Raw genomic sequence first — 22,072 nt, forward strand, 5'->3', positions numbered from 1 at the left:
ACTATACGCGCTGTCGGGCGCCGTCGCTACTGTGAGCGGCATGAAGGACGAGGCTGCTCAGCAGCGAGCGCACGCGATCTTCGACCCGATCGCCCGGCCCTATCTCGGGCGTCCCGACGTCGACATCGGGCCGATGTTCGGCAGCGAGGGGCTCCGCGTCCGCGGCAAGGTCTTCGCCTTCGTCGGTCACCGGGGAAGTCTCGTCGTCAAGGTCCCCGAGGAGCGGGCCGACGAGATCGTCGCCTCGGGGGTCGCAGAGCGCATGGAGATGCGGGGCCGGGCGATGCGCGAGTGGCTCGTGGTCGGGCCGGGCGCGGCCGCCGAGTGGCAGCCGCTGACGGCCGAGGCCTTCGCCTACGTCGACGAGATCACGCCGTAGGCATCCCGGCCCTCGGCCGGATGCGCCGGGGGCACCCGGGATAATGGGGCGCGTGGCATCCCCCCTCGAGCTCCCCGGCTGGCGGCACGTCTACTCCGGCAAGGTCCGTGACCTCTACGTGCCCGACTCGCCGACCGACTCGCCGACCGACTCGCCGACCGGCTCGTCGACCGACTCGGAGCGCCGATCCGCGGCCGACCGGATGCTCGTCGTCGCGAGCGACCGCGTGAGCGCCTTCGACCATGTGCTCGAGCCGGGCATCCCCGACAAGGGAGTGCTCCTCACGACCCTCAGCCTCTGGTGGTTCGATCGCCTCGCGGGCGCGGACGGGGGCCGCAGCATCCCGAATCATCTTGCGGCGAGCGCGATCCTGACCGACGGTCCGGACGGCGTCGCGAACACCCCCGACGACCTGCACCCGTTGATCCCCGCCGAGGTCGCCGGGCGCGCGATGGTCGTGCGGAGCCTCGAGATGCTGCCGGTGGAGTGCGTCGTCCGCGGCTACCTGACCGGGTCGGGGTGGGCGGAGTATCGGGCGCACAGGACGGTGTGCGGCATTCCTCTTCCCGACGGCCTTCGCGACGGCGACCGCCTGCCGGAGCCGCTCTTCACGCCGGCCTACAAGGCGCCGATGGGTGAGCACGACGAGAACATCTCGTTCGAGCAGACCGTCGAGCTCGTCGGCGCGGAGCGGGCGGCGCAGCTGCGCGACCTCTCGCTCGAGATCTACGCCCGCGCCGCCCACACCGCCGAAGCGCACGGCCTCATCCTCGCCGACACCAAGTTCGAGTTCGGCGTCGACGATGCCGGGGTCCTGACGCTCGCCGACGAGGTGCTCACGAGTGACTCGTCGAGATACTGGGATGCCGCGGCCTGGCACGCGAGCAGCGACCCGGCGGAGCGCATGGCGAGCTTCGACAAGCAGATCGTCCGCGACTGGCTCGCCGCGAACTGGGACAAGACCGGCACACCGCCCCGGCTTCCGGCCGACATCGTGGAGCGGACCGCCGACCGCTACCGGACGCTGCTCGAGCGCCTGACCGCCGCCTGACGGCCGGGCCGCCGCCGCCACACGGCCCGGCCGCCGCCGGCTGCGCGACGGGACCGCGCAGCGAGAGCGTGTCCGCTCTCAGCGAACTCCCAGGTATCGTGACGTGGTACGTCCGCCCCGTCCTCCGAGGAGCTCGCATGCCCGTCTGGTCCCTGCATGGAAACGGCCGCACCGTAGAGCCCGGCAAGGTGGTGAAGCCCGACGAGCGCCTCAACTGGGGGGCGACCGTCGCCATCGGCGTGCAGCACGTCATCGCGATGTTCGGTGCGACCTTCCTCGTCCCCGTGCTCACCGGCTTCCCGGTGTCGACGACGCTGCTCTTCTCGGGCATCGGCACGATCCTCTTCCTCCTGATCACGCGCAACCGGCTGCCCAGCTACCTCGGCTCGTCCTTCGCCTTCATCGCGCCGGTCACCGCGGCGACCGCGACAGCGGGCATGGGCTCGGCCCTCGCGGGCATCGTCGCGGTCGGCATCCTGCTCGCCGCCATCGGCTTCGTCGTCCAGTTCGCCGGCGTGGGGTGGGTCGACAAGCTCATGCCGCCCGTCGTCGCGGGTGCGATCGTCGCCCTCATCGGCTTCAACCTCGCGCCCGTCGCCTGGACCAACTTCCAGCAGCAGCCGTTCACCGCGACCGTGACGCTCGTGGCCGTCATCCTCTGCAGCGTGCTGTTCCGCGGGTTCCTCGGCCGCATCTCGATCTTCCTCGGCGTCGTGATCGGCTACATCGTGGCCGCGCTCTCGGGACAGATCGACTACACGGCCGTGGAAGAGGCGGCGTGGGTCGGCCTCCCCGAGTTCCACATCGCCGACTTCGCCTCGGCCGGCACATGGTCGGTCATCGCGATGTTCCTCCCGGTCGTGCTCGTGCTCGTCGCCGAGAACGTCGGCCACGTGCGCGGAGTCGCGACGATGACGGATGCCTCGGTCAACAGGTACACCGGACGCGCGCTCATCGCCGACGGCGCGGCCACGACCCTGGCTGGTCTCTTCGGGGGTTCGGGCACGACGACGTACGGGGAGAACATCGGCGTCATGGCGGCCACGCGCGTCTATTCGACCGCGGCCTACTGGGTCGCGGGCGCCGCGGCGATCCTCCTGAGCCTCTCGCCGAAGATCGGCGCGGTCTTCAACTCCGTGCCGCCGGGGGTCCTCGGCGGTGTGACGACCGCGCTCTACGGCCTCATCGGGATCATCGGCATCAAGATCTGGGTCGACAACCGCGTCGACTTCTCGCGGCCCGTCAATCAGTACACGGCGGCTGTCGCCCTCGTCATCGCGATCGCCGGGTTCACGATGCAGTGGGGCGACTTCCAGCTCGGCGCGATCGTCCTCGGCGCCGCCGCGGCCCTGCTCATCTACCACCTCGGCAACGCCATCGCCCGCTGGCGCAAGACCGGTGCCGACGACGGCGGCCCGATCCCCGCGGTCGGCCCCATCGGCGGCGACCCGCTGGACGGGCCCCGCTGACCCCGTCCCGGCGGCGGAAGCCGAGACTGCGGTCAGACCGAGTCGCGGACGATCAGCTCGGTGTCGAGGATCGTCACGTGGCGCGGGGACTTCCCGGCGAGGATGTCGAGCAGCACGCTCGCCATCCGCTCGCCCTGATCGAACGAAGGCTGACGCATCGTCGTGAGCTGCGGTGTCACCGACGTGGCGACGGGCGAGTCGTCGAAGCCGATGATCGCGATGTCGTCGGGCACGCGCATGCCGGCTGCCGCGATGACGGACAGTGCGCCGCGAGCCATGAGGTCGCTCGCGACGAACAGCGCGTCCGGAGCGGCGCCCCTGTCGAGGATGCGGCGCATCGCGTCGGCGCCTCCGTCGGCGGTGAAGCCGCCGTCCTCGACGACCTCCTCGTCCAAGCCCGCGGCGGCGAGCGCCTGCCGGTAGCCCTCGAGGCGGTCCACCCCCGCGGGCATCGTGAGCGGACCGGTGATCGTGCCGATCCGGCGCCGGCCCCGCGCGAGCAGGTAGGCCGTGGCATCCCGCCCGCCGCGCACGTTGTCGACGTCGACGTAGTAGTCGCGCTCGCGCTCGCGCACAGGGCGCCCGCCGTAGACCACGGGGACGGCGGCGGCGATGCGATCGATGAACGTGTCGCTCGTGTGGTGCGACACGATGATCGCACCGTCGACGGCGCCGCTGCGCACGTAGCTCGTGGTCTTGTCGCCGGGGTCGTCGCTCGCGATGAAGAGGTTCAGCACATAGTCCGAGCGATTGAGCCGGGCGTTGATGCCCGACACGATCGACGCGAAGAACGGGTCGCCGAAGAACCGCGTGGTGTCCTCGGGCACGACGAGCCCGATCGCCTGCGTCTGGCGGCTCGCGAGCGACCGCGCCGCGCGGTTCGGCACGTAGTTCAGGTCGGCGATCGCACGCTGCACGGCCTCCAGGGCCGTCGGGCTCACGGCCGTCGAGCCGTTCACCACGCGCGAGACGGTCGATCGGGAGACCCCCGCCGCGGCGGCGACCTCTTCGATCGTCACCGCGAGGCGTGACGTGTCGGTGCTCATGGAGGCAGCTTCCCTCCGGGTTCAGGCGTCTGCGCCGAGCTCCGGGCCCAGGGCTCGGGCGGCGATGATCCGAGAGTATTCCCGTCCGCTGTCCTTCACCGAACGCTCCTGGGTGTCGTAGTCGACGCGGACGATCCCGAAGCGCTTCTCGTACCCCCAGGCCCACTCGAAGTTGTCGAGCATCGACCAGTAGAAGTAGCCCCGCACACCCACGCCGTCCTCGATGGCGTCGAGGATCGCCCCGAGGTGTCCGCGCAGGAACCCGGTGCGCTCGGAGTCGTGCACGCGCACCTCGCCGTCGGCGCCGGGGACCGGCTCGTCGTCGTAGGCGGCGCCGTTCTCGGTCACGTACAGCACCGTGCCGGCGGGCGCGGCGTACTCGTCCGAGACGCGCTTCAGCAGGCGCGACAGCCCTTCGGGCTGCACCTCCCAGTGCATCGAGGTGCGCGGGAGCCCCCGGTCGTACCAGTACACGTCGGCCGAGGCCGGGAAGGGAGAATGGCCGAGCCGCTCGGTCGGCGCGTCGCCGCCCTGCGGCGGGGTGGGCGACGGCGTGCCGCCGACGAGCTCGCCGTGGTAGTAGTTCACGCCCAGCGCGTCGATCCGCGTCGCGATCGTGTCGAGGTCTCCCGGTCGGACGGCCTGCTCGAGCGCGTCGACGGCCGCGGCATCCACCTCCCGGATGTCCTCGACGATGTCGGCCGGGTAGGACCCGAGGAACACCGGGTCGAGGAACCAGCGGTTGAACTGGCCGTCGATGAGTCGGGCGGCGTTGACGTCGTCGGGCTTGGCCGGGTCGGCCGGGTCGGCGACGGTGAGGTTCAGGGTGATCCCGAGCTCGAGGGAGTCGTCCCGCTCGCGCAGCGCCCGCACCGTCTGGCCGTGACCGAGGAGCAGGTGGTGTGCGGCCAGGAGCCCCTCGGTCACGCTGTAGTGGCCGGGTGCGTGCAGCCCCGCCGTGTAGCTGAGGAACGACGAGCACCACGGCTCGTTGAGCGTCGTCCAGACCTTCACGCGGTCGCCGAGCGCGTCGTGCATGTCGAGCGCGTACTCGGTGAAGAGGTCGGCGGTGTCGCGGCTCGCCCAGCCGCCCTTGTCCTGAAGAGCCTCCGGGAGATCCCAGTGATAGAGCGTGAGCCACGGCAGGATGTCGGCGGCGAGGAGTTCGTCGACGAGCCGGCTGTAGAAGTCGACGCCCTTCGCGTTGAGCGGCCCGCCGTCGGGGCGGACACGCGACCACGACGTCGAGAAGCGGTACGTCTGCAGGCCCATGCGCTTCATGAGCGACACGTCCTCGCGGTAGCGGTGATAGTGGTCGCACGCGACGTCGCCGTTGTCGGCGTTGATGACGGCTCCGGGCACGCGGCTGAAGGCATCCCAGATCGAAGCCCGGCGCCCATCTTCGAACGCGGCCCCCTCGATCTGGTATGCGGCCGTCGCGGCGCCGAACAGGAAGTCGGTCGGGAACCGTCGCCCCTCGGTCGCGGTCATGTGCGCGGTGTCCTCTCTCAGGAACGTCATGATCAGCCCTTCACGGCTCCGGCCATGATCCCACTCACCAGCTGCTTGCCGGCGAAGATGAAGAGCAGGAGCAGGGGGATGGTCGCCAGCACGACGCCGGCCAGGACGATCGAGTAGTCGACGAAGTAGTTGGACTGCAGCAGCGACAGCGCGACGGGAAGCGTCGGGTTCTGCCGGTCGAGCACGATGAACGGCCAGAAGAAGTTGTTCCACGCGCCCACGAAGGTGAAGAGGAACAGCATCGCCGCGGCCGGACGGGCGGCGGTCACGCCGACGGTCCAGAACGTGCGGATCATGGATGCCCCGTCCACGCGCGCCGCTTCGATGAGCTCGTCCGGCACGGCCTGGCGCAGGTACTGCGTCATCCAGAACACGCCGAACGCGCTCGTGACGGCGGGGATGATGATCGCGCCGATCTGGCCCGTCCAGCCGAACTCCGAGAAGAGGATGTAGAGGGGCACGACGCCGAGCTGGGCCGGCACGGCCATCGTCGCGACGACGAAGATGAGAAGAGCCGGTCCGCCGAGGAAGCGCAGCTTCGCGAAGGCCCAGCCCGCGAGGGTCGACGTGATGACCACGGCCGCGGCGATGAGGGTCGAGCTGTAGATCGAGTTCCACAGCGCGATCCAGAAATTGACCGCCTCGTTGCCCGCGACGGCCTGCGCGTTCGCGATGAAGTTCGCGCCGGGGATCCAGCCGAACGGGCGGCGGAGGCTCGAGGCATCCCCCGATCCGATGATGAACGACCAGTACAGGGGGAACAGCCCGACGAGGAAGACGACGGTGAGGATCAGGTACGTCCAGAAGGTGGGGCGCGAGCCGCGGATGCGGGTGGCGCGACGCTCGTTGCGACGGCGCTTGGGCTCGTTCGGGATCGACTCCACGACCGCGATCGCGGGGGGCATGCTGAGGCTCATGCCGACACCTCCTTCTTCGCCTGCTTGGCGAGTTCCTTCTGCTGGCGCTTGGTGAGCTCCGAGCGCAGCCCCTCGTCACGCACGAAGGTGCGCGTCAGGAGCAGATTCACCACGCCGACGAGGACGATGATGAGGAAGAGGATCCACGCCATGGCGGCCGCGCGACCGAAGTTCCACTGGCCCCACCCGATGTCGTACAGGTAGAGCGCAATCGTGAGCCACTGCTGGCCGGCTCCACCGCGGCCGAACTGGTCGAACACGCGCGGCTCGTCGAAGATCTGCAGACCGCCGATCGTCGAGGTGATGATGACGAAGATGAGCGTCGGCTTGAGCGAGGGCAGCGTGATCGAGAAGAACTGGCGCACCACACCCGCCCCGTCGACGGTCGCGGCCTCGTAGTAGTCGCGGTTGACGGCCTGCATGGCCGCGAGGAGGATCAGCGCGTTGTAGCCGGTCCAGCGGTAGTTGACCATGGTGGCGATCGCGACGTGGCTCCAGAACGGATCCTTGTGCCACGGGATGGCGGGAAGGCCGAGGTCGCCGAGCCACGTGTTCACGAGTCCGATGTTGTCGGCGAAGATCGCGGTGAAGATGAGGCCGACGGCGACCGGGGCGACGACGAACGGCAGCAGCACGCTCATGCGCCAGAAGGTCTTGGCGCGGAGGTTGCGGTCGAGGACGGCGGCGATGAAGAGGGCCGCCACGAGCTGGGGGATCGTCGACAGCAGGAAGATGCTGAAGGTGTTGCGCAGCGCAGTCCAGAAGTGGGGCTGCGTGAGGATCCAGATGTACTGGTCGAAGCCGACGAAGGTTCCCGAACCGCGGACGAGGTCCCAGTCCATGAACGAGATCACCGCGGTGTAGACGATCGGGAACAGGCCCACGAGCGCGAACAGGATGAAGAACGGCGAGATGTAGAGGTACGGCGAGACCTTCAGGTCCCACTTGCTCAGTCGCTGCGAGAACGACAGGACGCGGGGCGGTCGAGGAGGCGCGTCGTCGGCGTGGTTGCGCACCACGGGGCGCGAATCTGTAGCGGTCACAGTCGTCCTTCGTCGAGGGATGGCGGGGGTGCGGGCCGCGTCGGCGACCCGCACCCCGGGAGGATCAGAAGGCCGAGACCTCGGTGACCCAGGTGTTCCAGCTCGTCTGCTGGTCCTCGAGACCGTCGAAGACGCGCGTCACGGCGTTCTGCAGGGCGTCGTGGTACTGGAAGTACTTCGCGCCCTTGTACGGGGCGACCTCGATGGCTGCCGCCCGGTTGGTGAGGATCTCACCCGTCGGCGCATCCTGGAAGTACTCGTTGGTCGCGGCCGCGAGCTCGTCGCTCTCGAGCGCCTCGAGCTGGCTCGGGAAGGTGCCGGCGTTGGCGAACGCCTTCATCTGCGTCTCGGGGGAGGTCAGCCAGTCGGCGAGCTTCTGAGCGGCTTCGACGTTGGCGCCGTTGGCGGGGACGACGAGGTACGACCCGCCCCAGTTGCCGCCGCCGCCCGGGAAGGCGTCCGCGATGTCCCAGTCGGTCGTGTCGGGCGCGTTGCCCGAGATGACCCCGAGCATCCAGCCCGGGCAGAGCATCGCGGCGAACTCGCCGCTGGCGAGGGATGCGAACCAGTCCTCGCTCCACTGACCCGCGTACGCCGCGATCGGAACGGCCTTCTCGACGACGGTGTCGTACGCCTCCTGCACATCGGGGTTCTCGGTGGCGACGATCGTGCCGTCCTCCTCCTCGTACGTGATCTCCATCTGGTTCATCAGGCCCTGGAGAACGGCGTTGGCCGAGTCGATGAAGGGCTTGCCGGTCGCCTCCTTGTACTGGGCGCCGACCTCGAAGAAGTCGTCCCACGTGCCGAACAGGCCCGCAACCTCCGCGCGGTCGGTCGGCAGCCCGGCGGCGGCGAAGAGATCCTTGCGGTAGCAGACGCCCTGCGGACCGATGTCGGTGCCGTAGGCGACCAGGTTGTCACCGGCGTCGGTGGCCGACGCCTCCTTCCAGTCCAGCCAGCGGCCCTTGAGGTCGTCGGACACGGGAGCGAGCAGGTCGGAGTACTGCATCATCTCGGCGAACCAGTCGATCTCGACGGCCTCGACGTCGGCGAGGCCCTCCTTGCCGAGCTTCTGGAAGAAGTTGGCGCGGGCGTCGTTCGACGTCGCCGCCTTGTTGTGGACGACCTCGATGCCCGTCTCCTCGGTGAACTCCGCGAGCAGCTCGTCGGTGTAGCCGAAGTCGTTGAACGTCGCCAGCGTGATGGAGTCGGCGTCCGCCGACTCGGCGGGGGTGCTTCCGCCGCCAGCGCACCCGGCAAGGGCGATGGCGGAGATGGATGCGGCGGCCGTCGCAACGGTGATGCGCCGCAGTGCGCGTGATTTCACGTGTCACTCCTTTGTGTGGGGCAAGTTCGAGGACGCCGCCACGGGACGTGGATCGGGGTCGTGGGAGCGCTCTCACCGGACGGGAGCGACGTTATGGGATCGCTCCCACGGATGTCAAGGGAGCGCTCCCACGAATCGGTCACAGTTCGGTCACGCCCGCCCGCGGGCCGGGTTTCCGCCGCCCCGTAGACTGGAAGGACCATCCTCCCGACATCCGGAGCGTTCGTATGCCCACCATCGTCGTCGACGTCATGCCCAAGGCCGAGCTGCTGGACCCGCAGGGGAAGGCGGTCGCCGGCGCGCTCGACCGGATCGGCGTCTCCGGATTCAGCGGTGTCCGGATCGGCAAGCGCTTCGAGCTCGCTATCGAGGGCGAGGTCGACGAGGCGCTGCTCGACACGGTGCGCAGGGTCGCGGACGACGTACTGTCGAACTCGGTCATCGAAGACGTGGTCGGGATCGAGGTGGTCGAGTGACCGCCCGCGTCGGAGTCATCACCTTCCCGGGCTCGCTCGATGACCGCGACGCGCAGCGCGCTGTCCGGATCGCCGGAGGCGATCCGGTCGCCCTCTGGCACGGCGACCACGACCTTCAGGGCGTCGACGCGCTCGTGCTCCCCGGAGGCTTCAGCTACGGCGACTACCTGCGCGCCGGAGCGATCGCGGCGCTCGCGCCGATCATGGCGGAGGTGAAGGATGCCGCGGCCAAGGGGATGCCCATCCTCGGCATCTGCAACGGCTTCCAGATGCTGGTCGAGGCGCATCTCCTGCCGGGCGGCCTCATCCGCAACGCCCATCAGCAGTTCATCTGCCGCGACCAGCGCCTGCGCGTCGAGAACACCTCGACCGCCTGGACGAGCGACTTCACCGAGGGCCAGGAGATCATCATCCCGCTCAAGAACGGCGACGGCGGCTACATCGCCGACGCCGAGACGCGCGCCCGCGTCGAGGGCGAGGGCCTGGTGGCCTTCCGCTACGTCGGCGTCAACCCCAACGGCTCGATCGACGACATCGCCGGCCTCACCAATGAGCGCGGCAACGTCGTCGGCCTCATGCCCCACCCCGAGCACGCCGTCGAGCCGGGCTTCGGCCCCGACACCCCCGCCGCGATGCGGTCGGGCGTGGACGGCCTGTCGTTCTTCACCTCGGCCCTCGCGGCCGTCGTCGGCTCCGCGGCATAGAGCACTGACCCCGGGGCTCACCGCCTCGGCAGGGCCGCGGCATCCGTCCGCTCGACGACCGGAGGCGGCATCCGCCCCTCGCGGGATCAGCCGCGCGGGTGTCGAGCGCGCGGAAACAGGAGATCTCGCGAGCACAGGACGTGTGGTCGATCACACGTCCTGCTTTCGCGAGATCGCCTGTCCCGGCGACGACGCGTCGAGTCCCGCACGGCCCGGCGGGGTCAGACGGTGCCGGCGGGCGGCCAGACCCCCAGGATGATCGCCATCACGAGCACGGTCACGAGCTCGTGCGCGATGTTGAGGACCGTGAGCGACGACGGACGCCCCTCGAAGGCGTCGTGCGTGATGAAGCGCGCCGCCGTGAACCCCGCCCACAGGGCCACGCTCGTGACGATCGCGCCCCACAGCCAGCTGCCGCCGTAGAAGTGCCACGCGATCGCGGTCGACCCCGCGAGCACCCACGCGGTGACGAAGCTCACGAGCACCGTCACGAGGATCGGCACCAGCGCCGTCGCTCCGGGGCGGTCCATGTCGACGTTCGCGAGCCTGGACCATCGCGTGCCGAAGACCCTGGGGCTGTACCAGATCGTGCCGACGATCATGCTCGAAGCGGTCGCCAGCAGCACCGCCCAGTAGTTGATCTCGGACCATCCTCGCCTCCTCGCCGCGCCGCTCCCTGCGGCGGCCGCTGGCGCGAGAGTAGCGCCGCCGCGCTGCCCCGGCCCCGCACCGCGCCGACCCCGCACCGCGCCGGTAGCGTGGACGGGTGAGCAGCAGCATCCGGTCACTCGTCGTCTCCGTGCCCACCGAAGAGCTCGCCCGCGATCTCGATCCGCTCCCCGACGGGGTCGAGGTCGTCGTGTGGCCGATGGACGAGCCCGCGCCGCGCCCGGCGTTCGACCTCGTCGTGCCGCCGTACATGAAGATGGCGAAGGTGCTGGAGCGCCTCGACGGCGTCGAGGTCGGCCTCGTGCAGGGGCAGTCGATCGGCTACGAGGGCGTGGCGGATGTGCTGCCGCCTCACCTCCGCTTCGCGAACGCCACGACGGTGCACGAGACGTCGACAGCCGAGCTCGCCGTCGCCCTGACCCTCGCGTCGCAGCGTCAGCTCGACGCCTTCGCGGTCGACACGGCCCGCGGGCGGTGGAAGCCCGTCTTCGCCGAGAGCCTCGCCGACCGGCGCGTGCTGCTGCTCGGCTTCGGCGGCATCGGCAAGGCCGTCGCCGCCCGCCTGCTGCCGTTCGAGGTCGAGCTCCTCGCCGTCGCGAGCAGAGCGAGGGACGAGGACGGGATGCCGGTGCACGGCGTCGACGAGCTGCCGACGCTCCTCCCGCAGGCCGAGATCGTGATCGCGTCCCTCCCCGGCGGGGAGGCGACGGAGCACATCATCGACGACGCATTTCTGTCCGCCCTTCCCGACGGCGCGCTCGTCGTGAACGTGGGACGGGGGCCGCTCATCGACACCGGCGCCCTCGTCGACCACGTCCGACGCGGCCGGATCCGTGCGGCACTGGACGTCACCGACCCCGAGCCGCTTCCGGAGGGGCACCCGCTCTGGGGTCTTCCCGGCGTGCTCGTCTCGCCGCACGTCGGCGGAGCATCCACCGCCATGCGGCCGCGCATCGCGCGCCTGGTGAAGCGCCAGATCGAGCATCTGCGCCGCGGCGAGGAGCTCGAGAACGTCGTCATCGGCTGACGCGCCCCGGCGCGCCGTCAGGGCACGTCGTGGTCCGCGCCCGACCACATGTCGGCGCACTCCACGTCGGTGACCCCGTGCGCGACGAGGTAGGCGCGAGCGCCGCGGTCACCCGACAGCGTGCGCGTGAGGTCGTCGATGTGACCCGAGCCGAGGAGGGCGGGATGCCCCGGCACGCCGTGGTACACCGCCTGCACGAGTGCCCCGCGAAGGGCCGCGCCGGCCGCGCCGGCCGCGGCGACGATCCGCCGCACGACCTCCGACGGCATCTCCGGCGTGTCGACGGGGACCACGACGACGGCGTCGGCACGCCGCGCGGCCTCGGGAAGCGCCGCGCGCAGCGTCGCCGACAGACCCTCGGCCCAGTGGTCGATGACGACCACGTCGGCGCGCGCGGGGACCAGGGCGCGCGCGTCGTCCGCGCCGGCGCCCAGCGCGACGACGACCTCCCGGCAGCCGGCATCCGCCAGCGACGAGACGGCGAGCGCGACCCACGGCGTCCCGTCCGCGGTGCGGGCGAGCGCCTTGGGGCCGCCGAACCGGGTGCCCGCGCCGGCGGCGAGCACGAGGCCGGCGACGGCGGGGGAATCGCTCATGGACACGACAGCGTAGCGCGCGGGTAACACTCCGCGATTAGGGTGACGACATGCTCGAATCAGCTCGGGACCTCCTCCCCGTGCTCCGCCGCGGCGAGGACGTAGCGGTCGTCACGGTGACGAGGGTCGCGCGCAGCGCGCCGCGCGGCGTCGGCGCCTCCATGGCCGTCACCGGAGACGGCGCGGTCATCGGCTCGATCTCCGGCGGCTGCGTCGAGGGCGAGTCGATCGCGCTCGCCCTCGCCGTCCTCGCCACCGGAGAGGCCCGCACGGCGAGCTTCGGCTTCAGCGACGAGACGGCGCACGCCGCCGGCCTCGCGTGCGGCGGATCGGTCGAGGTGATCGCGTACCGGGTCCGGGCGACGGATGCCGCGGCCCGCGGCGCCCTCGAGGACGCCGCCGCCGACCGGCCGGTCACGATCGCGATCCGCGACGACGGCGGCGTGGAGCGCATCACGGACGGGATCGAGCTCGCGACGCCGCTCGGACAGTGCGTCGCCTACCGCGAGAGCCGGCTCCTGCCCGGCGAGCATCCCACGCTCGTCCTCTCCGCCGCCCCGCGCCCCCGCCTCCTTCTCGTCGGCGCCGGCGAGCACGCCGCGGCCCTCGCCCGCATCGGCTCGGCCGCGGGCTGGCGGGTGTCGGTGTGCGACGTGTGGCCGCTCCTGGTGACCCCCGAGCGCTTCCCCACCGCCGACGAGGTCGTCGCCGCCGTTCCCCACGAGTGGCTGGCCGCGCTCGATCCGGCGGGCCTCGACCCCCGCACGGCCGTGTGCGTCCTGACCCACGACGAGCGCGTCGACGTTCCCGCGATCGCGACCGCCCTGACCCTCCCGGTCGGCTTCGTCGGCGCGATGGGCGCCCGGTCGACCGTCGCGCATCGGCTGCGCCTGCTTCGCGAGCGCGGCCTCGACGAGGTCACCCTCGCTCGGCTGCACTCTCCGCTCGGGCTCGATCTCGGCGGCTCGACCCCCGAGGAGTCCGCCCTGTCGGTGCTCGCCGAGATCGTCGCGTCCCGCCACGGCGGCTCCGGGGCACCGCTGCGCGAACGCGCCGGCGCCCTGCACCGGCGGGACGAGGCATCCGTCACCCGCGAAGAGCCAGCCGAGGTCCGCCGATGAGCCGCACCATCGTCGAGGGCGGCTACGTCGCGACGGTCGACGCCGCCGGGACCGAGCACCGCGAGGGCCATGTCGTCATCGACGAGGGCCTGATCGCCGCGGTCGGCGCGGGTCCGGCGCCCGTCGCCGTTCGCGAAGACGCCGAGGTCGTCGACGCGCGCGGATGCCTCGTCACACCGGGGCTGGTCAACACCCACCACCACCTGTACCAGTGGCTCACGCGTGGCTACGCGCAGGACGCGATCCTCTTCGACTGGCTGACCGCGCTGTACCCGCTGTGGGCCCGGATCGACGCCGACCTCACGCGGGCCGGTGCCGCCGGCGCGATGGCCGTGCTCGCGCGCTCGGGCTGCACGACGGTCGGCGACCACCATTACATCTTCCCGCGCGGCTCCGGCGACATCGTCGGCGCGATCGTCGAGTCCGCCGCGCGCGTGGGGGTGCGCCTGCACGCGACCCGCGGGTCGATGGACCTCGGCGCCTCGCAGGGCGGCCTGCCGCCGGACTTCGCCGTCGAGACGACGGATGCCGCGCTCGCGGCGTCGCAGGAGGCGGTCGAGCGGTGGCACGATCCGGCGTTCGGGTCGCTCGTGCACGTCGCGATCGCGCCGTGCTCGCCCTTCTCGGTGACGGCCGACCTGCTGCGCGAGGCCGCAGCCCTCGCACGGAGCCTGGGCGTGCGACTGCACACGCACGCGTCCGAAACCGTCGAGGAGGACGCGTACTGCGCCGAGCACTTCGGGAAGACGCCCACGCAGTACCTCGATGACCTCGGCTGGCTCGGCGACGACGTGTGGATGGCGCACGGCGTGCACCTCGACAGTCCCGCGATCGCGCGCTACGCCGCGACCGGCACGGGAGTGGCGCACTGTCCCTCGTCGAACGGCCGGCTCGCGGCGGGCATCGCCCCCGTCCGCGAACTCCTGCGTGCCGGGGTTCCGGTCGGGCTCGGCGTCGACGGTGCCGCCTCGAACGAATCCGGGCAGCTGGGCGTGGAGATCCGCGAGGCGGTGCTCATGAATCGGCTGCGCACGGGCGCCGACTCGTTCAGCGTGCGCGACGCCCTGCGGATCGCCACCGCCGGCGGCGCGCGCGTGCTCGGCCGCCACGAGGAGATCGGGTCGCTCGAGCCCGGGAAGCTCGCCGACATCGCGGTCTGGCGCGTCGACGGCGTCGAGCATGCCGGCATCCTGGATCCCGTCGCGGCGCTCGGCCTCGGCGCGATGCCGCCCGTGCACCGGCTGTTCGTCGGAGGGCGAGCCGTCGTGGTCGACGGCGAGCTCGTCACGGCGGAGGAGCGGACCATCGCGGAAGAGGTCGCGGCGGCGGCCCGAGAGCTCGCGGCGCGGGGCTAGCGGGGCAACCGTGGACATCGACAGCGTCACCACGTTCCGCCGTGCGCGCACGCGCGAAGACCTCGCGCTGGCTCCCGGCGAGGTGTTCCTCGCGGGCGGCACGTGGCTCATGAGCGAGCCCCAGCCCGGCACGACGGGATTCGTCGATCTCACGACTCTCGACTGGCCCGCGCTGGAGACGACGGAGGAGGGACTGCGCATCGGCGCGACGTGCACGATCGCGCACCTCGTCGCGTGGGCACGGGGACGGACGACGGATGCCCCGGCACGCCCGGCCGAGTGGACCGCTCTGGCGGTCGTGCCCGACGCCGCGAACGCCCTCCTCGCCTCGTTCAAGATCTGGAACACCGCCACGGTGGGGGGGAACATCTGCCAGTCGTTCGCCGCGGGTGCCATGACGTCGCTGACGGCGGGACTCGACGGGGTCGCGGTCGTGTGGACGCCCGGAGGCGGCGAGCGCCGCGTGCCCGTGGCAGACCTGGTGACCGGTGACGCCGAGAACGCGCTTGCTCGCGGTGAGGTGCTGCGCGCCGTCGAGCTGCCGGCGGCGGCGCTGAGAAGCCGCATCCTGCTCCGCAAGATCGCGCTCGCCGAGCTCGGCCGCTCGGGCGCGGTCGTCACCGGCCGCGTCGACGAGGACGGGGCCGCCGTGTTCGCCGTGACGGCCGCCACCGCCTCCCCCGTCGTGCTGCGATACGCCCGGCTGCCCGAGGCGGAGCTCCTTGCGGCCGACGTCGCCGCGGCACCGGGCTACTACACCGACCCGCTCGGGCCGGCGGACTGGCGCCGAGGGGTCGCTGGCGTGCTGGCCGAGCGCATCCGCCGGGAGCTGGCCGCATGAGGCTCGAGATCAACGGCCGGGCCGCCGACGTCGAACCCCGCGCCGGTCAGTGCCTCCGGACGCTCCTTCGCGAGCAGGGCCATTCCGAGGTGAAGAAGGGGTGCGACGCGGGAGACTGCGGCGCGTGCGCCGTGCTCCTCGACGGCACGCCCGTGCACTCCTGCATCATCCCCGCGCAGCGGGTCGAGGGAGCGAGCGTCACGACGGCGGCCGCGCTCGCACCGGGCGACGACCTGCACGCCGTCCAGGAGGCGCTGGTCGAGAGCTTCGGCTTCCAGTGCGGGTTCTGCACGCCGGGCATCGCCGTCACCGCATCGACCCTGTGCGCCGACGACCTGCCCGACCTCGAGCGGCGCATGAAGGGCAACCTGTGCCGCTGCACCGGCTACCGCCCGATCCGCGAGGCGATCACGCGATCGGTCCTCGGGCCGGTCCGCGCAACGGGCGCGCCTGCCACGACCGAGGGGCGCGTCGGGCAGTCCGCGCGACCGGAGGCCGCCCGACGCGTCGTGCAGGGCCTCGAGCCCTTCACGTTCGACACCGTCGTGCCCGGCGCCCTCGTCCTTCGCGCCCTCGGGTCGCCCCACGCGCACGCGCGCATCACCCGCATCGACGCCTCGGCGGCGCGGGCGGTGCCCGGCGTCGTCGCGGTCTTCACGCACGAGGACGCGCCGCCCGGGCGGTACTCCAGCGCGCGCCATGAGCACCGCGAAGACGACCCCGACGACCTGCGGCTCCTCGACGACGTCGTGCGCCACATCGGACAGCGCGTCGCCGCGGTCGTCGCGGAGACCACTGCCGCGGCGGAGGAGGGCCTGCGGAGGATCCGCGTCGATTACGAGGTCCTTCCCGCCGTCTTCGACCCCGAGGAGGCGCGGCAGCCCGGCGCTCCCCTCGTCCACCCCGATCGCACGCCGGAGGACCGCGTGGCCGAGGCCTCGCGCAACGTCATCGCGGGCCTCCACGACGGGTTCGGCGGCGACGTCGATGCCGCGCTCGCCGCGAGCGAGGTCACGGTGAGCGGGGCGTGGCAGACCCAGCGGGTGTCGCACGCGCAGCTCGAGACGCACGGCTCGATCGGCTGGCTCGACGACGACGGACGCCTCGTCATCCGCTCCAGCACGCAGGTGCCCTTCCTGACGCGCGACGAGCTCGCACGCGTGTTCGATCTGCCGCAGGACCGCGTCCGGGTTCTCGCCGCGCGGCTCGGCGGCGGCTTCGGCGGCAAGCAGGAGATCTTCACGGAAGACCTCGTCGCCCTCGCCGTGCTGCGCACGGGGCGGCCCGTCGCGTACGAGTTCTCGCGGACCGAGGAGTTCCGTCGCGCGTCGCTGCGGCATCCCATGCGCGTCGCCGTGTCACTCGGAGCGACCGCCGACGGGGCGCTCACGGCGATGAAGGTCGACGTCCTGAGCGACACGGGCGCGTACGGCAACCATGCGATCGGCGTGCTGTTCCACGCGTGCGCCGAGTCGATCGCGGTCTACAAGTGCCCGATCAAGCGGGTCGACGCGGAGGTCGTCTACACGAACAACGTGCCGTCGGGCGCGTTCCGCGGCTACGGGCTCGGGCAGGTGATCCTCGGGATCGAGTCGGCGATGGACATGCTGGCCGTGCGTCTGGGCATGGACCCGTTCGCGCTGCGCCGGCGCAATGCCGTAAAGAAGGGCGACCGCCTGCACGAGACCGAGGACGACTACGAGCAGGGTCTCGTGTGGGGCAGCTACGGCCTCGACCAGTGCCTGGATCTCGCGCAGGACGCCCTCGCCCGCGGCAACGGCGTCGAGGCGCCGCCCGGATGGCTCGTCGGAGAGGGCATGGCGCTCGGGATGCTGTCGACGATGGCCCCCGGAGGGCACATCTCGCACACGACGGCGACCCTCCGCCCCGACGGCACCTACGTGCTGGCAGCCGGCACGGCGGAGTTCGGCAACGGCACCACGACCGTGCACCGGCAGATCGCGGCGACGGTGCTGGAGGCATCCTTCGACCGCCTGGAGCTGCGCCACGCCGACACCGACGCCGTCCGCCACGACACCGGCGCCTTCGCGTCGGCGGGCATCACCGTCGCGGGCAAGGCCCTCCACGCCGCCTGCACGACGCTGCGATCGCGGATGCTGCGGATCGCCGCGGAGCTCGCGGACGCCGACCCCGCCGATTGCGTCCTCGCGAGCGACGGCGTGCGCACCCCCGGGGGCACGGTGGGCTTCGCACGCATCGTGGCGGAGGCGCCCGAGGCCGAGCGATCGGCGGAGGGACTCGTCGCGGAGGGCCGCGAATTCGGCGATCTCCGCTCGCTCGTGTTCAACGTGCATGCGGCGCGTGTCGCCGTCGACCCCGAGACCGGCACGGTCCGGGTCCTGCAGTCGATTCAGGCCGCGGACGCCGGCTTCGTCATGAACCCGGCCCAGTGCCGCGGACAGGTGGAGGGCGGCGCGGCTCAGGGGATCGGCAGTGCGCTCTACGAGGAGGTCTACGTCGAGCGCGGCGAGGTGAAGAACCCGGTCTTCCGGACGTACCGCGTGCCGCAGATGGCCGACATCCCCGAGACGGAGGTCTACTTCGCCTCGACGTCGGACGACCTGGGTCCGTTCGGCGCCAAGTCCATGAGCGAATCGCCGTACAACCCGGTCGCTCCCGCGATCGGCAACGCCATCTCGCGCGCACTCGGCACCCGGCTGTACGCGCAGCCGTTCTCACGCGACCGGGTCTGGCGGGCGGCACGGTCGATGCGCGACGACTCCCGCTGAGCGGCGCCCGCGGGAGCCCGGCCACCACGGCGGTCAGAGTGTCACACCGCCGAAACACTCCGACGGCAGAGCGGAAACGTGCGGGCAATAGCGTCGGGAAGTCCAGCTTCCACCCTGAAGGGGTACCCGATGGCATCACCCACCACAGCGCGCCGCGGCATCCGCGTCCGCATCGTCGCCCTCGCGGCCGCACTCGCCGCATCCAGCCTCGTCCTCGGCGCGTGCGCCTCGTCCAGCGGAGCGCCCGCATCGGGTGCCAGCGGCGAGGCCGCGTCGTACGGCGACATCAGCGTGCAGTACTCCTGGATCAAGAACGAGGAGTTCGCGGGCGAGTTCTACGCGTACGAGAACGGCTACTACGACGAGGCGGGCTTCTCGGAGGTGACCGGCGTCGCCGGCCCCGACACGGGGGTCGCGAAGCTCCTCTCCGGCTCGGTGCAGGTCGCCCTCAGCGACGCCGCCTCGATCGGCGCGGCGATCGCCGAGCAGGACGCGCCGCTGAAGATCATCGGCGCGACGTTCCAGAAGAACCCCTTCACGATCCTCTCGCTGCAGGACGGCGGTGACATCGAGACGCCCGAGGATCTGATCGGCAAGAAGATCGGCGTTCAGGACTCCAACGCCTCGGTGTTCAAGGCGCTCCTGGCCGCGAACGGCATCGACGAGAGCGAGCTCACCATCGTGCCCGTCGACTTCGACCCGACCCCGCTCATCAACGGCGAGGTCGACGGCTTCATGGCCTACCTCACCAACGAGGCGATCACGGTCGAGCTCGCCGGCTACCCCGTGACCAACCTCGCCTACGCCGAGAACGGCCTGCCCTACGTCGCCGAGACGTTCTCGGTGACGGACCAGTACCTCGCCGAGAACAAGGACCTCCTCAAGGCCTTCCTGATCGCCGAGATCAAGGGCTGGACCGACGTCTTCACGGAGCCGACCGATGCCACCGTCGACCTCGTCGTGAAGTACTACAACGAGTCGGCGGCCGCGGGCGACCTGACCTTCGGCGACCTCGATCCCGAGAAGACGGCGATGGCGCTCGAGGCGGAGAAGCTTCTCATCTCCACCGACGAGACCGAGGCGAACGGCCTCTTCACGATCTCGGACGACCTCCAGGAGCAGACCCTCGCGTCGCTCGAGGCCTCCGGGTGGGAGCTCGAGGCCGACCAGCTCTTCGACACGTCGATCATCGACGAGATCTACGAGGAGCAGCCGGAGCTCAAGGACTACCTCCCCTAGGGATCATGACCATCTCAGAGAACCTGGATGCCGGTGCCCGCGTGGGCACCGGCATCCAGATCGCCGGAGTCTCGAAGTCCTTCGCGCTGCGCGGAGGGAAGTCGCTGCTCGCGCTGCAGGACACCGACCTGCACACCGACAAGGGGTCGTTCCTGGCGCTCCTCGGGCCCTCGGGCTGCGGCAAGTCGACGATCCTGCGCATCCTCGCCGCGCTCGAGCATCCCTCGACCGGATCCGTGCTCGTCGACGGCGAGACGCCCGATCAGATGCGCGCCGGAAGCGAGCTGGGCATCGCCTTCCAGGATCACGCGCTCCTTCCATGGCGCAGCATCCGCAAGAACATCGAGCTGCCGTTCGAGGTCGCCGGTCGCGCTGTCGACCGCGCGTACGTCGACGAGCTTCTCGACCTCGTGGGGCTCACGGACTTCGCGACGGCCAAGCCCGCCCAGCTGTCGGGCGGCATGCGCCAGCGCGCCTCGATCGCCCGCGCGCTCGTCCTCAAGCCCTCGGTGCTCCTGCTCGACGAGCCGTTCGGCGCGCTCGACGACATGACCCGCCAGAACCTCAACCTCGAGCTCCTGCGGATCTGGACCGAGAAGCCGGCGACGACCCTCCTCGTGACGCACGGCATCAGCGAGGCGATCTTCCTCGCCGATCGCGTCGCCGTGATGTCGCCGCGGCCCGGGCGGATCAAGGAGATCATCGAAGTCGACCTCCCCCGCCCGCGCACGCCCGAGATGATGCGCACTCCGAAGTTCCACGCCCTCGTCGACCGTGCCTCCGAGCTGCTCTTCGGCAGCGACGGGCGCGCCGAGGCGGAGGCCTGACCGTGACCCGCGTACGTCTGCCGGGCTGGGCCGCGGCCCTCCTCGGCGGTGCCGGGCTGATTCTGCTGTGGTGGCTCTTCTCGCTGCTGGCGTTCCGGCAGCAGGAGGGCACGTCGTTCACGCCGGTCCCCTCGCCGTTCGCGGTGTTCGACTGGCTCTTCGTGCAGGGCAACATCCTGGGCGCGTGGAACGTCTTCGAGCCCACGATCACCGCAGCGGCGATCGGGTATCTGTGGGGCAACGGCATCGCCCTCGTGCTCGCGACCCTCGTCTTGCTCCTGCCGCGGCTCGAGACGCTCGTGACGCAGATCGCCGTCGTGACGTACTGCCTTCCGATCGTGGCGATCGGCGGCATCTCGGTCGTCGTCGTGGGGGGCGCCAAGAACCCCGGCGACCCGTCCGCGACCGCGATCTTCCTCGCCGCGATCGTGTGCGTCTTCACGACCGTCGTCGGCTCGATCCTCGGCTTCAGGTCCGCCGACAAGGCCTCGCTCGACGTCGTGCGCGTCTTCGGGGGGAGCGCCTGGATGCAGCTCACGAAGGTGCGGCTCATCGCGGCGCTCCCCTCGATCCTCAACGCGCTGCAGATCGCGGTGCCGACCGCCTTCCTGGGCGCGGTACTGGGCGAGTACCTCGGGTCGATCACCGCGGGAGTCGGCCCCACCCTCATCCGCCTGCAGGGTCAGCTCGACTCGGCCGGCGTCTGGTCGGTGTTCCTCCTGTGCGGGGTCTTCGCGCTCGTCGGATACGGGCTCATGGGGCTGCTGGTGAGGATCGTCACACCCTGGGTCGCCGGGAGGCAGTCATGACACGGAGCACCGAGCAGGTCGACACCCCTTCCGTCGCGATCGCCGACGGGGGCGCCGCGGATGCCGCCGCGCAGGCGCGCCTGCGCGCCGACCGCACCCGCGCGCTCCGCCGGGCCGTGCTCAAGGCCCTCGGCAACGCCCTGATCACCCTCGTCGTCCTGCTCGTGCTGTGGCAGGCGGTCGTGAGTCTCACCGGCATCTCGCCGTACGTCGCGAAGGGTCCGCTCGACGTCTCGAACTACCTCTTCGTCGACGAGGACGCCGCCGAGCACCGTGACGCGCTCTTCCCGCTCGTGTGGCAGACCCTCGCCGACTCCGCCATCGGGTTCGTCGTCGGCATGGCCGTCGCGATCGTGCTGGCGATCGCGTTCAGCCTTTCGCGGTCGGTCGAGGCGGGAGTCATGCCGCTCGTGCTCCTCCTCCGCACGATCCCGCTCGTTGCGATCGCCCCCGTCATCATCCTGATCACGGGGCGTGGGACGACGGCGTCCGTCGCCGTCATCGGCACGATCGTGGTGCTCTTCCCCGCCCTCGCGAACGTCCTGTTCGGACTCGGTCGTGCCAGCAGGCAGAGTCTCGACGTCGTCCACGTCTTCGGCGGCAGCCGCGTCATGGCGCTGCGCAAGGTGAACCTGCCGGGCGCTCTGCCGTCGGTGTTCGCCGCGGCCCGGGTCTCCGTTCCCGGTGCCGTCACCGGCGCCCTGCTGGCGGAGTGGCTGTCGACGGGCCTCGGCATCGGCGGCGCGATCCTGAAGTTCAACGCGCAGGCGCAGTTTGCGCAGCTGTGGGGCGCGATCGCGATCATCACCCTCATCACGCTCGTGCTCTACAACATCGTGCAGGTGGCCGAGAGCATCGTGCTCACCCGCATGGGGATGGCCGGGGCGACGCGCTGATCAGGGCGA

Annotated in this window: 20 protein-coding genes and 1 pseudogene; 14 read left to right on the forward strand and 7 right to left on the reverse strand. The window is 71.1% G+C overall.

From position 1 onward, the window contains the following. The first annotated feature begins 40 nt into the window (after nt 1-40). The 3 genes from EV279_RS02165 (at nt 41) to EV279_RS02175 (ending at nt 2,899) form a co-directional block, all read left to right on the forward strand. Nucleotides 41-379: a TfoX/Sxy family protein gene (locus EV279_RS02165; RefSeq protein ID WP_133541302.1), complete on the forward strand. Its 339-nt coding sequence runs from the start codon at nt 41-43 to the stop codon at nt 377-379. Nucleotides 380-422: 43 nt separating this feature from the next. Beyond that, on the forward strand, nt 423-1,430 hold the full coding sequence (locus EV279_RS02170) for a phosphoribosylaminoimidazolesuccinocarboxamide synthase (protein WP_133541303.1): 1,008 nt from the start codon (nt 423-425) through the stop codon (nt 1,428-1,430). Nucleotides 1,431-1,567: 137 nt separating this feature from the next. Further along, the gene (locus EV279_RS02175; RefSeq protein WP_133541304.1) at nt 1,568-2,899 is read left to right on the forward strand and encodes a solute carrier family 23 protein; all 1,332 of its coding nucleotides are present in this window, start codon (nt 1,568-1,570) and stop codon (nt 2,897-2,899) included. A 32-nt stretch (nt 2,900-2,931) separates the two neighbouring features. On the opposite strand, the pseudogene EV279_RS02180 reads toward EV279_RS02175, so the two are convergent. From EV279_RS02180 to EV279_RS02200, 5 genes and pseudogenes are all read right to left on the reverse strand, one after another. Beyond that, a pseudogene (locus EV279_RS02180) lies at nt 2,932-3,948 on the reverse strand (LacI family DNA-binding transcriptional regulator); the annotation flags it as partial. 18 nt (nt 3,949-3,966) lie between these two features. Beyond that, nucleotides 3,967-5,436, reverse strand: a complete 1,470-nt coding sequence (locus EV279_RS02185) for a GH1 family beta-glucosidase (RefSeq protein WP_133544505.1) — start codon at nt 5,434-5,436, stop codon at nt 3,967-3,969. A 32-nt stretch (nt 5,437-5,468) separates the two neighbouring features. Next, nucleotides 5,469-6,383, reverse strand: a complete 915-nt coding sequence (locus EV279_RS02190) for a carbohydrate ABC transporter permease (protein WP_133541306.1) — start codon at nt 6,381-6,383, stop codon at nt 5,469-5,471. Then, a complete protein-coding gene (locus EV279_RS02195) occupies nt 6,380-7,399 on the reverse strand; it encodes a sugar ABC transporter permease (protein WP_243728588.1) in 1,020 nt (339 codons plus the stop codon). The genes EV279_RS02190 and EV279_RS02195 overlap by 4 nt, the downstream gene beginning before the upstream one ends. 91 nt (nt 7,400-7,490) lie before the next feature. After that, a complete protein-coding gene (locus EV279_RS02200) occupies nt 7,491-8,753 on the reverse strand; it encodes an ABC transporter substrate-binding protein (RefSeq protein ID WP_133541307.1) in 1,263 nt (420 codons plus the stop codon). 227 nt (nt 8,754-8,980) lie between these two features. Here EV279_RS02200 and purS point away from each other — a divergent pair, with 227 nt between their 5' ends. Together purS and purQ are read left to right on the forward strand one after the other, a co-directional pair. Next, nucleotides 8,981-9,229: a phosphoribosylformylglycinamidine synthase subunit PurS gene (gene purS / locus EV279_RS02205; protein ID WP_133541308.1), complete on the forward strand. Its 249-nt coding sequence runs from the start codon at nt 8,981-8,983 to the stop codon at nt 9,227-9,229. Then, nucleotides 9,226-9,933 carry a phosphoribosylformylglycinamidine synthase subunit PurQ gene (purQ, locus tag EV279_RS02210; protein WP_133541309.1) on the forward strand — a complete coding sequence of 236 codons (708 nt, stop codon included), beginning with the start codon at nt 9,226-9,228 and terminating at the stop codon, nt 9,931-9,933. The genes purS and purQ overlap by 4 nt, the downstream gene beginning before the upstream one ends. A 221-nt stretch (nt 9,934-10,154) precedes the next feature. On the opposite strand, the gene EV279_RS02215 is transcribed toward purQ, so the two are convergent. After that, the gene (locus EV279_RS02215) at nt 10,155-10,559 is read right to left on the reverse strand and encodes a DUF1761 domain-containing protein (protein WP_279526913.1); all 405 of its coding nucleotides are present in this window, start codon (nt 10,557-10,559) and stop codon (nt 10,155-10,157) included. Between the two features lie 140 nt (nt 10,560-10,699). Between EV279_RS02215 and EV279_RS02220 the strand changes: the two genes are divergently transcribed. Then, complete coding sequence (locus EV279_RS02220) at nt 10,700-11,629, forward strand: 2-hydroxyacid dehydrogenase (protein WP_243728401.1); 930 nt, start codon at nt 10,700-10,702, stop codon at nt 11,627-11,629. Nucleotides 11,630-11,646: 17 nt separating this feature from the next. Here the strand turns inward: EV279_RS02220 and EV279_RS02225 are convergent, their stop codons facing one another. Continuing rightward, a complete protein-coding gene (locus EV279_RS02225) occupies nt 11,647-12,225 on the reverse strand; it encodes an NTP transferase domain-containing protein (RefSeq protein WP_133541310.1) in 579 nt (192 codons plus the stop codon). Nucleotides 12,226-12,275: 50 nt separating this feature from the next. Here EV279_RS02225 and EV279_RS02230 point away from each other — a divergent pair, with 50 nt between their 5' ends. The 8 genes from EV279_RS02230 (at nt 12,276) to EV279_RS02265 (ending at nt 22,063) form a co-directional block, all read left to right on the forward strand. Next, nucleotides 12,276-13,346, forward strand: coding sequence for an XdhC/CoxI family protein (locus tag EV279_RS02230; RefSeq protein ID WP_133541311.1), 1,071 nt, complete (start codon nt 12,276-12,278; stop codon nt 13,344-13,346). Then, nucleotides 13,343-14,701 carry an 8-oxoguanine deaminase gene (locus EV279_RS02235; protein ID WP_133541312.1) on the forward strand — a complete coding sequence of 453 codons (1,359 nt, stop codon included), beginning with the start codon at nt 13,343-13,345 and terminating at the stop codon, nt 14,699-14,701. Before EV279_RS02230 ends, EV279_RS02235 begins: the two co-directional genes overlap by 4 nt. Nucleotides 14,702-14,711: 10 nt before the next feature. Then, the gene (locus EV279_RS02240) at nt 14,712-15,542 is read left to right on the forward strand and encodes an FAD binding domain-containing protein (RefSeq protein WP_133541313.1); all 831 of its coding nucleotides are present in this window, start codon (nt 14,712-14,714) and stop codon (nt 15,540-15,542) included. Then, entirely contained in the window at nt 15,539-18,292 is a 2,754-nt protein-coding gene (locus tag EV279_RS02245; protein WP_133541314.1) for a molybdopterin cofactor-binding domain-containing protein, read from the forward strand. The genes EV279_RS02240 and EV279_RS02245 overlap by 4 nt, the downstream gene beginning before the upstream one ends. Nucleotides 18,293-18,421: 129 nt before the next feature. Continuing rightward, nucleotides 18,422-19,531, forward strand: coding sequence for an ABC transporter substrate-binding protein (locus EV279_RS02250; protein ID WP_133541315.1), 1,110 nt, complete (start codon nt 18,422-18,424; stop codon nt 19,529-19,531). 5 nt (nt 19,532-19,536) lie between these two features. Continuing rightward, nucleotides 19,537-20,358 carry an ABC transporter ATP-binding protein gene (locus EV279_RS02255; RefSeq protein WP_208109451.1) on the forward strand — a complete coding sequence of 274 codons (822 nt, stop codon included), beginning with the start codon at nt 19,537-19,539 and terminating at the stop codon, nt 20,356-20,358. 2 nt (nt 20,359-20,360) lie between these two features. Then, nucleotides 20,361-21,167, forward strand: coding sequence for an ABC transporter permease subunit (locus EV279_RS02260; protein WP_133541316.1), 807 nt, complete (start codon nt 20,361-20,363; stop codon nt 21,165-21,167). Next, nucleotides 21,164-22,063 carry an ABC transporter permease subunit gene (locus EV279_RS02265; RefSeq protein ID WP_133541317.1) on the forward strand — a complete coding sequence of 300 codons (900 nt, stop codon included), beginning with the start codon at nt 21,164-21,166 and terminating at the stop codon, nt 22,061-22,063. The genes EV279_RS02260 and EV279_RS02265 overlap by 4 nt, the downstream gene beginning before the upstream one ends. Nucleotides 22,064-22,072: the final 9 nt, after the last annotated feature.

Source organism: Microbacterium sp. BK668, from assembly GCF_004362195.1.
Lineage (GTDB): Bacteria > Actinomycetota > Actinomycetes > Actinomycetales > Microbacteriaceae > Microbacterium.